Origin of the sequence: Paraburkholderia sp. JHI2823 (assembly GCF_038900695.1) — a bacterium.
Classification (GTDB): Bacteria; Pseudomonadota; Gammaproteobacteria; order Burkholderiales; family Burkholderiaceae; genus Paraburkholderia; species Paraburkholderia mimosarum.
Map to the genome: position 1 here is coordinate 1 of NZ_JAYMRY010000074.1, position 14073 is coordinate 14073.

12 protein-coding genes and 1 pseudogene are annotated in these 14073 nt (G+C 66.8%); 10 read left to right on the top strand and 3 right to left on the bottom strand.

All coding sequences use genetic code 11. From position 1 onward, the window contains the following. The first annotated feature begins 114 nt into the window (after nt 1-114). From ychF to VSR34_RS36315, 3 genes are all read left to right on the top strand, one after another. A complete protein-coding gene (gene ychF, locus VSR34_RS36305) occupies nt 115-1209 on the top strand; it encodes a redox-regulated ATPase YchF (RefSeq protein WP_028232263.1) in 1095 nt (364 codons plus the stop codon). 245 nt (nt 1210-1454) lie between these two features. Next, on the top strand, nt 1455-3119 hold the full coding sequence (ettA, locus tag VSR34_RS36310) for an energy-dependent translational throttle protein EttA (protein ID WP_028214770.1): 1665 nt from the start codon (nt 1455-1457) through the stop codon (nt 3117-3119). Between the two features lie 141 nt (nt 3120-3260). Then, a complete protein-coding gene (locus VSR34_RS36315) occupies nt 3261-4415 on the top strand; it encodes a DUF748 domain-containing protein (RefSeq protein ID WP_028232265.1) in 1155 nt (384 codons plus the stop codon). A gap of 31 nt (nt 4416-4446) precedes the next feature. Here VSR34_RS36315 and VSR34_RS36320 read toward each other — a convergent pair whose 3' ends face one another. From VSR34_RS36320 to VSR34_RS36330, 3 genes are all read right to left on the bottom strand, one after another. Then, complete coding sequence (locus VSR34_RS36320; RefSeq protein WP_028214772.1) at nt 4447-5070, bottom strand: HAD family phosphatase; 624 nt, start codon at nt 5068-5070, stop codon at nt 4447-4449. A 43-nt stretch (nt 5071-5113) separates the two neighbouring features. Continuing rightward, on the bottom strand, nt 5114-6928 hold the full coding sequence (locus tag VSR34_RS36325) for an aminopeptidase P family protein (RefSeq protein ID WP_342964981.1): 1815 nt from the start codon (nt 6926-6928) through the stop codon (nt 5114-5116). 86 nt (nt 6929-7014) lie between these two features. Then, complete coding sequence (locus tag VSR34_RS36330; RefSeq protein ID WP_028214774.1) at nt 7015-7266, bottom strand: hypothetical protein; 252 nt, start codon at nt 7264-7266, stop codon at nt 7015-7017. A gap of 195 nt (nt 7267-7461) precedes the next feature. Between VSR34_RS36330 and VSR34_RS36335 the strand changes: the two genes are divergently transcribed. From VSR34_RS36335 to VSR34_RS36365, 7 genes and pseudogenes are all read left to right on the top strand, one after another. After that, nucleotides 7462-8208 carry a response regulator transcription factor gene (locus VSR34_RS36335; RefSeq protein WP_342964982.1) on the top strand — a complete coding sequence of 249 codons (747 nt, stop codon included), beginning with the start codon at nt 7462-7464 and terminating at the stop codon, nt 8206-8208. Between the two features lie 27 nt (nt 8209-8235). Continuing rightward, a pseudogene (gene hemA, locus VSR34_RS36340) lies at nt 8236-9501 on the top strand (glutamyl-tRNA reductase); the annotation flags it as partial. 210 nt (nt 9502-9711) lie between these two features. After that, nucleotides 9712-10794 carry a peptide chain release factor 1 gene (prfA, locus tag VSR34_RS36345; protein ID WP_028214775.1) on the top strand — a complete coding sequence of 361 codons (1083 nt, stop codon included), beginning with the start codon at nt 9712-9714 and terminating at the stop codon, nt 10792-10794. 20 nt (nt 10795-10814) lie between these two features. Continuing rightward, complete coding sequence (prmC, locus tag VSR34_RS36350; protein ID WP_342964983.1) at nt 10815-11684, top strand: peptide chain release factor N(5)-glutamine methyltransferase; 870 nt, start codon at nt 10815-10817, stop codon at nt 11682-11684. Nucleotides 11685-11768: 84 nt separating this feature from the next. After that, nucleotides 11769-12080 carry a Grx4 family monothiol glutaredoxin gene (grxD, locus tag VSR34_RS36355; RefSeq protein WP_028214777.1) on the top strand — a complete coding sequence of 104 codons (312 nt, stop codon included), beginning with the start codon at nt 11769-11771 and terminating at the stop codon, nt 12078-12080. A gap of 173 nt (nt 12081-12253) precedes the next feature. Then, the gene (locus tag VSR34_RS36360; protein WP_255217830.1) at nt 12254-12877 is read left to right on the top strand and encodes a UbiX family flavin prenyltransferase; all 624 of its coding nucleotides are present in this window, start codon (nt 12254-12256) and stop codon (nt 12875-12877) included. A gap of 148 nt (nt 12878-13025) precedes the next feature. Beyond that, entirely contained in the window at nt 13026-13820 is a 795-nt protein-coding gene (locus VSR34_RS36365; RefSeq protein ID WP_036021112.1) for a class III extradiol ring-cleavage dioxygenase, read from the top strand. Nucleotides 13821-14073: the final 253 nt, after the last annotated feature.

Genomic DNA, 14073 nt, shown 5'->3' on the forward strand with positions numbered 1-14073 from the left:
CGACGTGCCCCCTGCGCCGCCCCGCCCGCCGCCTCCCTTCTCGCGAGACGCCCGGCTCCGGGCCATTCGCGCGCGGCGAGCCGCACGTCACCACCCTGACATGCAGAGATTTACATGAGCCTCCAATGCGGCATCGTCGGCTTGCCCAACGTCGGCAAGTCCACCCTCTTCAACGCCCTGACCAAGGCTGGCATCGCGGCCGAGAACTATCCGTTCTGCACCATCGAGCCGAACGTCGGTGTGGTCGAAGTGCCGGATCCGCGCCTGAAGGCGCTCTCGGAAATCGTCAAGCCCGAGCGCGTCGTGCCGGCCGTGGTCGAGTTCGTCGACATCGCGGGTCTCGTCGCGGGCGCGAGCAAGGGTGAAGGTCTCGGCAACCAGTTTCTCGCGAACATCCGCGAAACCGACGCCATCACGCACGTCGTGCGCTGCTTCGAAGACGACAACGTGATCCACGTGGCGGGCAAGATCGATCCGATCTCCGACATCGAAGTCATCAACACCGAACTCGCGCTCGCCGACCTCGGCACCGTCGAGAAGGCCCTCACGCGCTACTCGAAGGCTGCGAAGTCGGGCAACGACAAGGAAGCGGCGAAGCTCGTCGCCGTGCTGGACAAGGTGCGTGCGCAGCTCGACCAGGCGAAGCCCGTGCGCGCGCTCGACCTGAACGAAGACGAACAGGCGCTCCTCAAGCCGTTCTGCCTCATCACAGCGAAAAAGACGATGTACGTCGCGAACGTGAAGGAAGACGGCTTCGAGAACAACCCGCACCTCGATGCCGTGCGCAAGCACGCCGAGGCCGAAGGCTCGCCGGTCGTCGCCGTGTGCGCGGCGATCGAAGCCGAAATCGCCGACCTCGACGACGAAGACAAGGCCGCCTTCCTTGCCGACATGGGCATGGACGAGCCGGGCCTCGACCGCGTGATCCGCGCGGGCTACAAGCTGCTCGGCCTGCAAACGTACTTCACGGCGGGCGTGAAGGAAGTGCGCGCGTGGACGATCCACATCGGCGATACGGCGCCGCAAGCCGCGGGTGTGATCCACACCGACTTCGAGCGTGGCTTCATCCGCGCACAGACCATCGCCTATGCCGACTTCATCCAGTACAAGGGCGAAACCGGCGCGAAGGAAGCCGGCAAGATGCGCGCCGAAGGCAAGGAATACGTCGTGCACGACGGCGACGTGATGAACTTCCTGTTCAACGTCTAAGCACGACGACGGCTCGGCAGCGCGGCAGCGAAAGCCGCGCCGCATCGACTGCCGGTATCGAGCCCGCTGATGAGCGGGCTTTTTTGCGGCCCTGAAGCACGGGCCGTTCGAGGCGGCGACATGCCCCTCTCCCACGCGCCCCGTACAATAGCGCTTTGCGCGTTACCCCCGATTCGCGGCCACCGCGCGGCGCGCGCCGCGCCCTCGGTTACCGCCCTCTTTTTCCCGTTTCCAAAGACACTCTCATGGCCCAATACGTCTTCACCATGAACCGGGTCGGCAAGATCGTGCCGCCCAAGCGCCAGATCCTGAAAGACATCTCGCTGTCGTTCTTCCCGGGCGCGAAGATCGGCCTGCTCGGCCTGAACGGCTCGGGCAAATCCACGCTCATCAAGATCATGGCCGGCGTCGACAAGGACATCGAAGGCGAAGCCACGCCGATGCCCAACCTCAACATCGGCTATCTGCCGCAGGAACCGCAGCTCGATCCGGAAAAGACCGTGCGCGAAGCCGTGGAGGAAGGTCTCGGCGACGTGTTCAACGCGCAGAAGAAGCTCGACGAGATCTACGCCGCCTATGCGGAACCGGACGCCGATTTCGACGCGCTCGCCGCCGAGCAGGCGAAGTACGAAGCGATCCTCGCGACCACCGACGGCAGCGCGGAGCAGCAGATCGAAATCGCCGCCGACGCGCTGCGCCTGCCGCCGTGGGACGCGAAGATCGGCAACCTCTCGGGCGGTGAAAAGCGCCGCGTCGCGCTGTGCAAGCTGCTGCTCGAAAAGCCCGACATGCTGCTGCTCGACGAACCGACCAACCACCTCGACGCCGAATCGGTCGAGTGGCTCGAACAGTTCCTCACGCGCTTCCCGGGCACCGTCGTCGCCGTGACCCACGACCGCTACTTCCTCGACAACGCCGCCGAGTGGATTCTCGAACTCGACCGCGGCTACGGCATTCCCTGGAAGGGCAACTACTCCAGCTGGCTCGACCAGAAGGAAGAGCGCCTGAAGCAGGAAGAAGCGACCGAATCGGCGCGCCAGAAGGCGATCAAGAAGGAGCTGGAATGGGTGCGCCAGAATCCGAAGGGCCGTCAGGCGAAATCGAAGGCGCGTATCGCGCGCTTCGAGGAGCTGTCGAGCCAGGAATACCAGAAGCGCAACGAAACGCAGGAAATCTTCATTCCGGCGGGCGAGCGTCTGGGCAACGAGGTCATCGAGTTCAAGAACGTCAGCAAGTCCTATGGCGACCGTTTGCTCATCGACAATCTGAGCTTCAAGATTCCGGCCGGCGCGATCGTCGGCATCATCGGGCCGAACGGCGCCGGCAAGTCGACGCTCTTTCGCATGCTCACGGGCAAGGAACAGCCGGATTCGGGCACGATCGAAATGGGTCCGACCGTCAAGCTCGCCTACGTCGACCAGAGCCGCGACGCGCTGGCCGCCGACAAGACGGTGTTCGAGGAAATCTCGGGCGGCGCCGACGTGCTGACCGTGGGCAAGTACGAAACGCCTTCGCGCGCGTACATCGGCCGCTTCAACTTCAAGGGCGGCGACCAGCAGAAGATCGTCGGCAATCTGTCGGGCGGTGAGCGCGGTCGTCTGCATCTCGCGAAGACGCTCATTTCGGGCGGCAACGTCCTGCTGCTCGACGAGCCGTCGAACGACCTCGACGTCGAAACGCTGCGCGCGCTCGAAGACGCGCTGCTCGAATTCGCGGGCTCGGTCATGGTGATCTCGCACGACCGCTGGTTCCTCGACCGCATCGCCACGCACATCCTCGCGTTCGAAGGCGACTCGCAGGTCACGTTCTTCGACGGCAACTATCAGGAGTACGAGGCCGACAAGATCAAGCGCCTCGGCGAGGAAGCCGCGCGGCCGAAGCGTCTGCGCTACAAGCCGATCAGCCGCTAACCGGGCGGGATCGACAGCAATCGACGGCGGCCCGCGGGCCGCCGTTATGCTTTGCGGCGAGCGCGGCATGGCGGTTGCGGGAATGCCGCAACGCTTTGGGTCGCCCGGTGCCTCGAGCCCGCTTCCCGCAAGGAATTCCGCATGGCCATACAGCCCCGCAACCGGGTTCTCCCGATCGTGGCGATCGGCGTCGCGCTGCTCGTCATGGCTGCGCTCGGCACGCTCTACGCGCTCCAGCGTGAGGCGAAGGCCTACGTCGAGCGCGCGCTCGCGCCGGTGGGCACAGCCGCGAGCGTGAGGGTGGCGTTCAACCTGTCATCGGTCGAACTCACCGACGTGCGGCTGAAGCCGCCGCCCAACTGGCCCACCGCCGACACGCTCCGCGCCGCGCGCATCACGATCACGCCGGATCTGGGAGCGCTGCTCTCGCACCGCGTGCACATCCGCGACGTTACGGTGAGCGACTTCACGATGACGGTGCTGCGCCGGGAAAGCGGCTCGATCCAGATCCTGCCGAATCTGCGCGAGTCAATGGCGCAAGGCACCGGGCACGCAAGCGGCACACAAGGGGCGAGCAGCCTGCCGCAGGAAAAGGACATTGACCATATCGTCTTCGAGAACGGCACGTTCGAGTTCTATGACCGCTCGGTGACCAATCCGGCCTGGCGCGTCACGGTGAACCGCGCACGCGCAACCGTCGACAACGTGCATCTGCCCGCGCTCACGGAACCTGCACGCGTTTCGGTCGTGGGCGATGTCGTCGGTCGGGAGCACACGGGCCGCATGACGTTCGACGGCTGGGTGCAAATCGCGAGCAAGGATTCGGAGACGCATACGACGCTGCGCGGCGTGGATGTGAGGTCGATCGAACCCTGGCTGCTGAAGAAGGCCGGCGCGAAGGCCAACGTGACGGGCGGCACGCTGGACCTCGACCTCCGGTCGACCGTGCGCGGCTATCGCCTGCACGCGCCGGGCACGCTCACGCTGCACGACCTGCAACTGGCGGAAAGTCACGACGCCGTCGACACCTTCCTCTCGATCCCGACACGCGCCGCCGTGGCCGCGCTGAAGGCGCACAAAGGCGCGATCACGCTGCATTTCGTGCTCGAAGGCAACCTGCGCGACCCGAAGTTCCAGCTCAACGAAAACCTGATGACGGCGCTGCGCACCGGGTTCGCGCAAGCGCTCGGCGTGAGCGCGGAAGGCGTGGCAAAGGGCGCCGGACAAACCGCGAAGGGCATCGCCGACGCGCTGCGCAACCTGTTCGGGCAGCCGGCGGCGCCGGCGTCGAATTAGCGCGTACGGCCTGGGCGGCGCAAGCGCGCGCTCAGACGGGCAGGCCGAGTTCGCGCAGTTTCGCGTCGGTCGCCGCGTTGCTGGTGTGATGGACGCCGTGCCAGCCGAGCGCCGTGGCGGCCTGCGCGTTGTGCGGGTTGTCGTCGATGAAGACGAGTTCCTCGGGCTTCACGTCCGGCAACTGCGCCTCGATGCGGCGGAACATCTCGTGAAAGATCGCCGGATCGGGCTTCACGAGCTTCACCCGCCCCGAGACGACGACATCACGGCAGCGGCGCAGGATGCCGAAGCGCTCCCAGGCCCAGGGAAAGGTCTCGGCCGACCAGTTCGTGAGACCGAAGATGGGCACGTTCGCCGCCTCCAGCCGCTCGAAGGTGGCGACGCCGCCGTCGAGCAGACCGCCGATCATCTCGTGCCAGCGCTCGTAGAACGCGCGGATGAGCGCCTCGTGCCCGGGAAACTTCGCAACCAGCTCCTCGGTACCGACGGCGATGGGCTCGCCGCCGTCCTGACGGACCACCCAGTCCATCCTGCAGACGTGCGTGAGGAACCAGCGGCGCTCGTCGTCGTCGGGAATCAGCTTGCGATAGAGGTATTCGGGGCTCCAGTCCACGAGCACCCCGCCGAAATCGAACACCACTGCCTTGATCGCCATGGGCTTGCCGCTCCGCTTCAATGCGCTTCGAACGTCGAGGAAATCAGATCGGCTGCGTGCGCTTTTCGAGCCACGCGAGCGCATCGCCGCTCACGTGCGGCGCCACGCGCACGCGCACCGCCTCATGGTACGCGTTGAGCCACGCGCGCTCGTCCTCGCGCATGAGCGCCAGATCGATGCAGCGCGTGTCGATGGGGCAGAGCGTGAGCGTCTCGAAGTTCAGGAAGTCGCCGAATTCGGTCGTTTGCGCGCGCTGGTTCAGCACCAGATTCTCGATGCGCACGCCCCACTTCCCAGGCCGGTAGATGCCCGGCTCGACCGAGGTGATCATGCCCTCTTCCATCGCTGTCCACGGCTCGGCCGGCGCGTAATGCGAGATGACCTGCGGCCCTTCGTGCACGTTCAGGAAATAGCCGACACCGTGGCCTGTGCCGTGACCGTAGTCGGCGCCCGCTTCCCAGATCGGGGCGCGCGCGATGGCGTCGAGCATGGGCGAGCGGATGCCGCGCGGGAACTGCGCGCGAGAGAGCGCCATCATGCCCTTGAGCACGAGCGTGAAGTCGCGCTTTTGTTCCGCGCCCGGCGTGCCGACCGGCACGACGCGCGTGATGTCCGTGGTGCCGTCGAGATACTGGCCGCCCGAGTCGATCAGCAGCAGGCCGTCGCCTTCGATCACGCTGTGCGATTCGGGCGTGGCGCGGTAGTGCGGCATCGCGCCGTTCGCGTTGAAGCCCGCGATGGTCGCGAACGAGAGCGACTTGAAGCCGGGCCGGCGCGCGCGCGCGGCGGTGAGCTTTTCGTCGATGGTCAGTTCGGTGATTCTCTCGCGGCCGAGCGCGGCCTCGAACCATGCGAAGAACTCGGCGAGCGCCGCACCGTCCTGCTCCATGGTCGCGCGTACGTGGTCGGCCTCGGCGGCCGTCTTGCGCGACTTGAAGAAGGTGCTCGGATTGACGGACTCTACGACCTTCACCGCCGACGACACCGCCTGCAGCAAGCCATAGGTCACGCGGCGCGGATCGACGAGCAGCGCGGCCTTCGCGGGCAGCGCCGCGAGCGCGGCGGCGGCCTCGCCATACGGCGCGACGCGCACCTTGTCGTTCGCGAGCGACCGCGCAAGCGCTTCGCTCACCTTGCCGTCGGCGACAAAGAGCGTCGCTTCGTCCGGCCCGATCAGCGCGTGGGCGACGAATACCGGGTTGTAGTTGACGTCAGCGCCGCGCAGGTTGAAAAGCCACGCGAGGTCGTCGAGCGTCGAGATGAAGTGCCACTGGGCGCCCTTTTCCTCCATCGCGCGGCGCACCTGCCCGAGCTTGCCGGCGCGGCTCGTGTCCGCGTGCGGCGCGACGTGTTCGTAGACGGGTTCGAGCGGCAGCGAGGGGCGGCCTTGCCAGACATCGTCGAGCAGGTCGAGATCGGTGCGCATGGCAATGCCGCCCGCCTTGAGCGCCTCCGCGAGCGCGCGCGCCGAGGCCACGCCGAGCACCGCCCCGTCCACGGCCACCGCACCGCCCGCGCTCACGTTCTGCGCGAGCCAGTCGATATGCGGCGCGGTCTGCTGGCCGCCCGTCATCTTCATGAGCGCGATGCCGGTGCCGGCCAGTTGCTGCTCGGCCTGCACCCAGTAGCGGCTATCCACCCACACGCCCGCGAAATCCTTTGTCACGACGAGCGTACCCACCGAACCGGTGAAGCCCGATAGCCATTCGCGCCCCTGCCAGCGGCGCGGCAGATATTCGGACAGATGCGGATCGGCGGAGGGCACGAGGGCCGCGTCCACGCCGGCGCGCGCCATCGCCGCGCGCAGCGCGGCGATACGTTCGGGAATCGAGGAGGTTTCGGGGAGTCGTGCATTCATGTTTTCACCTGCGAAGAATTCGAAGCGGGAAGCGATATTTCGGCGAGAGGCGATGATCCGGATATGACAGCGGCGCGCAGCCCGGATCACCGTGCGCGCAGCGCCACGCACACGCCCACGAAGACGAGCGCGAGCGCCGCGCTGAGCGGCCACTGGAGCAACTCGCCATCGTGGAAAAGACCGGTCGCGCCGCCGGCCGCGTTCGCGAGCGCCGCGCCGAGCACGCCGGCCGCCAAGGCCAGGACGAGTCCGTGACGGGCGGCACGGCGCAGGGGATGAAGCCACCATCCCGCACCACCCACCACCAGACCAAGGATGACGATACCGGACCAGCCCATCAAAGACTTGTCCTATGAATTTTCGGATGAGTCTGATAGGACTGCCGAATCGCGAGGGCTAGCATTTGTCGATTAGTTATATCTCTTTTTTTACTGAAAACGGTCGGCTCGGCGCTTCCCGCGTAGCGGTTGAGTGTAGGGGGCAGCAAAGCGCAAGGCAAGCGCACCACGTCCGCCGCAGCCGCCCTCCCTCGTATGCGAATTGCCCTTGTCGAACCAGACGCCCGGCAGGCTGAAGCCATCGTCCGCCTGCTCATCGCGGGCGGGCACGCATGCCAGCACTTCCCGCTTGGCGCCCAGCTCTTCGAAGCGCTCGAAGAAGAAACCTTCGACCTCTTGATAGCGGCATCGTGGTGCGGCGACAGCGGCGCCGAAGACCTCATTCCCCAGGCGCGCAAGCTGCTGCCGGGGCTGCCCGCCATCGCCCTGATGCTCGCGCCGCACGAGAGCGAAATCGTCGCAAGCCTCCAGGCCGGCGCCGACGACTGCATCACCAAGCCCGTGCGCGGCCCGGAAATGCTCGCGCGCATCGACGCACTGCTACGCCGCGCCGGCGTGCGCCGGCCGCGCAACCGCGCGCGCCACGGCTTTGGCGACTACCTGTTCGATTCCGGCCGCTACGAGGTGTCGTTTCGGGGCCAGACCGTCACACTCACGCCCAAGGAATATCGCTTCGCGCTGCTGCTTTTCACGAACGCATCGCGCCCCGTTTCCCGGGCGCGCATCCTCGAAACGGTGTGGAACGTGAACCGCGACGTTCGGTCGCGCACGCTCGATACGCACGCCTCGCGTCTGCGTAGCAAATTGCAGCTCGGGCCCGACCACGGCTGGCGTTTGACGACGTTGTACGGCTTCGGCTACCAGCTCGAAAGGCTGCCCATAACACGAACCGGGGTGTCGGACTCAGTCGACGAGAATGTCGGAAGCGAGGAAAAGTTATAATATCCGCCTAAATCTCGCCCGCATGGTATGCAGCTTCTAACGATCGGAATCAATCACCACACCGCGCCCGTCGCCTTGCGCGAACGCGTGGCGTTTCCGCTCGAACAGATCAAGCCCGCGCTCGCCCTGTTCAAGGAAGCGTGGTCCGGCAGGCGCTCGCTGAGCGCGCCGGAAGCCGCCATTCTCTCCACCTGCAACCGCACCGAACTGTATTGCGCGACCGACGCGCAAAGCTCGCGCGACGAAGCCGTGAGCTGGCTCGCGCACTACCACGGCCTGCGCGCAGAGGAACTTGCGCCGCACGTCTACACGCTGCCGCAGTCCGAAGCGGTGCGTCATGCGTTCCGGGTGGCTTCGGGGCTCGACTCGATGGTGCTGGGCGAGACGCAGATCGTCGGGCAGATGAAGACCGCGGTGCGCACCGCGACCGAGGCCGGCGCGCTCGGCACCTATCTGAACCAGCTGTTCCAGCGCACCTTCGCCGTGGCGAAGGAGGTGCGCACCACGACCGAGATCGGCGCACAGTCGGTTTCCATGGCTGCCGCGTCCGTGCGACTCGCGCAGCGCATCTTCGACAAGATCGCAAACCAGCGCGTGCTGTTCATCGGCGCGGGCGAGATGATCGAGCTGTGCGCCGCGCACTTCGCCGCGCAGCAGCCGCGCGAGCTCGTGGTCGCGAACCGCACCGCCGAGCGTGGGCGCTACGTTGCGGAACGCTTCGGCGGCCGCGCCATTCCGCTGTCCGACCTGCCTTCGCGCATGCACGAGTTCGACATCATCGTGTCGTGCACGGCGTCCACGCTGCCCATCATCGGGCTGGGCGCCGTCGAGCGCGCGGTGAAGGCGCGCCGTCACCGCCCCATTTTCATGGTCGACCTTGCGGTGCCGCGCGACATCGAGCCTGAAGTCGGCCAGCTCGAGGACGTCTTCCTCTACACCGTCGACGATCTCGGCACGATCGTGCGCGAAGGCAACGCCTCGCGCCAGGCCGCCGTGGCACAGGCCGAGACGATCATCGAGTCGCGCGTGGCCAACTTCATGCAGTGGCTCGACTCGCGCAGCATCGTGCCCGTGATCCGTCACATGCATACCCAGGCCGACGCGCTGCGCCGCGCCGAACTCGAGCGCGCGCGCAAGATGCTCGCGCGTGGCGACGATCCGTCGGCGGTGCTCGAAGCGCTCTCGCAGTCGCTCACCAACAAGCTGATCCACGGCCCCACGCATGCACTCAACACGTCGAGGGGCGATCAGCGCGACTCGCTCATCGAACTGATGGGCGGCTTTTACCGTCATGGCCAGCCGGCGAGAGTAGCCGACGCCGCGCAGCCCGCGGCGGATATCACGACCGACTCTGCCTCCACGGGCGCTTCCGAAGCGTCCGGCTCCTCCGACCGTTAGCGACGATCGGGCTCGGGCGCGCGCCATGCGTGCCCCGCACCGCCGGGCCCCACGCCCGCCTCTTCTTTCCCGCAGTCCTTTCCGGAGCCCGCTCCGCACCGCCCGATGAAAACGAGCATGCAATCGAAGCTCGACCAGCTGACTACGCGCCTGGCCGAGCTGAACGACCTGTTGAGCCGTCCCGACGTGACCTCGAACCGCGACCAGTACCGCAAGCTCACGCGCGAGCACGCGGAGCTGGGGCCAGTGGTCGAGCATTACGCGCAGTGGCGCCGGGCCAAGGAAGACGAGGCCGCGGCAAAGGAGCTGCTCTCCGACGCCGCGATGCGCGACTTCGCCGAGGATGAGGTGAAGGCGGCGCGCGAGCGCATGGCGCAGCTCCAGCAAGAATTGCAGATGATGCTGTTGCCCAAGGATCCCAACGACGAGCGCAACGTGTTCCTCGAAATCCGCGCGGGCACGGGCGGCGACGAGTCGGCGCTGTTTGCGGGCGACCTGCTGCGCATGTACCTGCGCTACGCCGAGCGCAATCGCTGGCAGATCGAGATGATGTCGGCGAGCGAATCCGATCTCGGCGGCTACAAGGAAGTGATCGTGCGCATTGCCGGCGAGGCGGCGTACTCGAAGCTGAAGTTCGAGTCAGGCGGCCATCGCGTGCAGCGTGTGCCGGCCACCGAAACGCAAGGGCGTATCCACACGTCCGCCTGCACGGTCGCGGTGATGCCGGAAGCCGACGAAATCGGCGAGGTCGAGATCAACCCCGCCGACCTGCGCATCGACACCTTCCGGGCCTCGGGCGCGGGCGGCCAGCACATCAACAAGACCGATTCGGCCGTGCGCGTGACGCACTTGCCGACCGGCATCGTCGTGGAGTGCCAGGACGACCGCTCGCAGCACAAGAACAAGGATCGGGCGCTCAAGGTCCTCGCCGCGCGCATCAAGGACAAGCAGTACCAGGAGCAGCACGCGAAGGAAGCGGCCACGCGCAAGAGCCTCGTGGGATCGGGCGACCGCTCCGAGCGCATCCGCACCTACAACTTCCCGCAAGGGCGGCTCACCGATCACCGCATCAACCTCACGCTCTATCGCCTCGAAGCGATCATGGACGGCGACCTGGACGAGCTGATCGGCGCGCTCGTTTCCGAGCATCAGGCCGAGCAGCTCGCCTCGCTCGGCGACGCGGACTGATCCGCGCTGGATCCGGCCGCATCGTGAAAGACCATACCGCCGACGCCCTGCTGCGCGCCTCGCCACTGCCCGCGCTCGAAGCGCGCATCCTGCTGATGCACGTGCTGGGCTGGCGCCGCACCGAACTGATCACCCGCGGCGATCAGGCGCTCGACGCGGCCCGCGTGGATGCGTACCGCGCGCTCGAAGCGCGCCGCGTGCAGGGTGAGCCCATCGCGCAGCTGGTGGGCGCACGAGAGTTCTATGGCCTCGACTTCGACGTGACGCCCGCTGTGCTGATTCCGCGGCCCGAGACCGAGCTGTTGGTGGAAACGGCGCTCTCGGCGCTCGAAGGCATTGCACGGCCGCGCGTGCTCGATCTCGGCACCGGCAGCGGCGCGATCGCCGTGGCGCTCGCCTCGGCGCGGCCCGACGCACGTGTCTGGGCCGTCGATCGCTCGACGGCCGCGCTCGAAGTGGCTGCACGCAACGCCGGGAAGCTGCTCGACGCGCGGCGGCCCGGCGGCCCGCTCGCGTTCGTGGCGGGCAGCTGGTACGACACGCTCGATCCGGCGCTGCGCTTCGACGCGATCGTGAGCAATCCGCCCTATATCGCGAGCGGCGACCCGCATCTCGAACAAGGCGACCTGCGCTTCGAGCCGCGCGGCGCGCTCACCGACGGAGCCGATGGCCTCAGCGCCCTGCGCGTGATCATTGCGGGCGCTCCGGGGCGGCTCACGTCGGGCGGCACGCTCTGGATGGAACACGGCTACGACCAGGCCGCGGCCGTGCGGGCATTGCTGGAAACGGCGGGCTTCGCGGACGTTCGCTCCGAATGCGATCTGGCCGGCATCGAGCGCATCAGCGGTGGCCGTCTGCCCCTGGCGGCCAGCCAGCAGGCGGGCCGGTGACGCCCGGCTCGCCTGGGCGAAATCCGCTATCATTTCATCCTGCATTCCAACGTATTCCGCATCAATCCAATCGCAAGGTCAGTCATGGACACCCAACAACGCATCAAGCAGATCGTCGACGAAAACGCCGTCGTCCTCTTCATGAAGGGCAACGCGCAGTTCCCGATGTGCGGCTTCTCCGGTCGCGCGGTGCAGATCCTGAAAGCCTGCGGCGTCGATCAGTTCAAGACCGTCAACGTGCTCGAGGACGACGAAGTCCGCCAGGGCATCAAGGAATTCTCGAACTGGCCGACCATCCCGCAGCTCTACGTGAAGGGCGAGTTCATTGGCGGCTCCGACATCATGATGGAGATGTACCAGAACGGCGAGCTGCAGCAGCTTTTCGCAGCCGCCTGATTGCGCGGTAAACGGGACGGCAGGTCGGGACGGCAGGCGCGGCTGCTCTGGCCGGCTGCGTCCCGAAACGCGATGCGGCCCGCGCTTTGGCGTCACCATAGCGCCGCGCGCTTGAAGAGGCCGCTCGCCTCCCCCCTCGCTTCGACTTCCGCCTCCCTGCCCGCCCGCCTGACGTGAACACCGCCTCTCCTGCCTCGACCGCCATCGCACAGTCCGCGCAACGCCGGCTCGTCATCGCGATTACGGGGGCCACGGGTTCGATCTACGGCGTGCGCATGCTCGACATGCTGCGCAAGCTCGGTGGCGTCGAGACGCATCTACTGGTGTCGCCGGCGGGCTGGCTCAACATCCAGCACGAACTGCAACTCACGAAGGATGACCTGCATGCGCGGGCCGACGTCGTCCATTCGGTGCGCGACGTCGGGGCGACCATCGCTTCGGGCTCCTTCGCGACCGACGGCATGATCGTCGCGCCCTGCTCGATGAAGACGCTCGCGAGCGTCGCTCACGGCCTTTCGGACAACCTCATCGCCCGCGCCGCCGACGTCACCCTCAAGGAACGCCGCCGGCTCGTCCTGCTCGTGCGCGAAACGCCGTTGAACCTCGCGCATCTGCGCAACATGACGGCCGTGACCGAAATGGGCGGCGTGATCTTTCCGCCGCTGCCTGCCTTCTACAACCAGCCTGCTTCGATCGACGAGATGGTCGATCACACCGTCGCGCGCGTGCTCGACCTCTTCGCGCTGGGGCCTGCGCTCTCGCCCGCGTGGCCGGGACTGCGCGGCGGCGACGAATAAGCTCTCGCTGTTCTCCCTTCTCCGGGCCGATTATCAACATCGGCGACACAATCAATTCCCCTTAACCCCGTTTAATTCCCGACGGTAGACTCTTATATTGATCGCAAGCCGATAATTTCGGACCGCCTTGCGCGGCCAGTCCACGATCATGACCACCCGTACCCCTAGCCTGTTCCTTTCGCACGGCGCTCCGACGCTGCCGATCGACCCATCGCTGCCTTCGGGCGCCTTTATCTCGCTTTCGCAGCAGTTGCCGCGTCCGCAATCGGTGCTCATGCTCTCCGCGCATTGGGGCACGATGCGGCCTGCCGTGAGCATCGCCACGAAGCCGGAAACCATCCACGACTTCTACGGCTTTCCGCGCGCGCTCTACGAGATTCAGTATCCGGCGCCCGGCGCGCCCGACACGGCGCAACGTGCAGCAGCGCTGCTGCGCGACCAGGGCGTTCCTGTCGATGAAGAAGCGCACGGCCTCGACCACGGCGCGTGGGTGCCGATGCTGCTGATGTTCCCCGATGCCGACGTCCCCGTCGCCCAGCTCTCGATCCAGCCGCGCGCCAACGCCGCGCACCACTTCGCGCTTGGCCGGGCGCTGCGCGCGTTGCGCGACGAGGGCGTGATGGTGATCGGCTCGGGCCAGATCACCCACAATCTGCGCGAAGCGGACTTCTCGGCGCGCCCGGAAGACGCCGATCCGCGCGTGGCCGAGTTCACGGACTGGTTCGAGAATCGCCTCGCCGCACGCGATATCGACGCGCTGCTCGACTACCGCCAGCGCGCGCCGCACGCGGCGTTCATGCACCCGACCGACGAGCATCTGCTGCCCGTCTTCGCAGCGCTCGGCGCAGCCGACGACGACTACACGCTCGGCGTGCAGTCGCTCGGCACCTACCAGCGCGCGCTCGCCATGACGAACTACGTGTTCGGGAGCGCCGCACAGTAAAGCCGCAGCCGCCTCCAGACGCAAAAAAGCCCGCCTGAATCGCTTCAGGCGGGCTTTTTTTCGCCCGAGCGCGCCGCCTGCACGCGGCACGCCGGGCAGCCGGCAGCTCAGTGAGCGCCGATGCTCTCGAGCACTTCGTCGTGCTCCTGGCGTTCCGCGAGGTACGGCGAGCGGTAGCCCGAATTCACGCCCCAGTAATAGAACACGAGCGAGAAGAGCGCGACGACCAGCATGTCCCAGCCGTACGGCAGCA

What these genes read in the sequence shown, in the direction of transcription:
- ychF (WP_028232263.1), top strand. Translation starts at nt 115, where the DNA reads ATGAGCCTCCAATGCGGCATCGTCGGCTTGCCCAACGTCGGCAAGTCC.
- VSR34_RS36365 (WP_036021112.1), top strand. Translation starts at nt 13,026, where the DNA reads ATGACCACCCGTACCCCTAGCCTGTTCCTTTCGCACGGCGCTCCGACG.
- VSR34_RS36315 (WP_028232265.1), top strand. Translation starts at nt 3,261, where the DNA reads ATGGCCATACAGCCCCGCAACCGGGTTCTCCCGATCGTGGCGATCGGC.
- ettA (WP_028214770.1), top strand. Translation starts at nt 1,455, where the DNA reads ATGGCCCAATACGTCTTCACCATGAACCGGGTCGGCAAGATCGTGCCG.
- VSR34_RS36330 (WP_028214774.1), bottom strand. Translation starts at nt 7,266, where the DNA reads ATGGGCTGGTCCGGTATCGTCATCCTTGGTCTGGTGGTGGGTGGTGCG.
- VSR34_RS36335 (WP_342964982.1), top strand. Translation starts at nt 7,462, where the DNA reads ATGCGAATTGCCCTTGTCGAACCAGACGCCCGGCAGGCTGAAGCCATC.
- VSR34_RS36325 (WP_342964981.1), bottom strand. Translation starts at nt 6,928, where the DNA reads ATGAATGCACGACTCCCCGAAACCTCCTCGATTCCCGAACGTATCGCC.
- grxD (WP_028214777.1), top strand. Translation starts at nt 11,769, where the DNA reads ATGGACACCCAACAACGCATCAAGCAGATCGTCGACGAAAACGCCGTC.
- VSR34_RS36320 (WP_028214772.1), bottom strand. Translation starts at nt 5,070, where the DNA reads ATGGCGATCAAGGCAGTGGTGTTCGATTTCGGCGGGGTGCTCGTGGAC.
- prfA (WP_028214775.1), top strand. Translation starts at nt 9,712, where the DNA reads ATGAAAACGAGCATGCAATCGAAGCTCGACCAGCTGACTACGCGCCTG.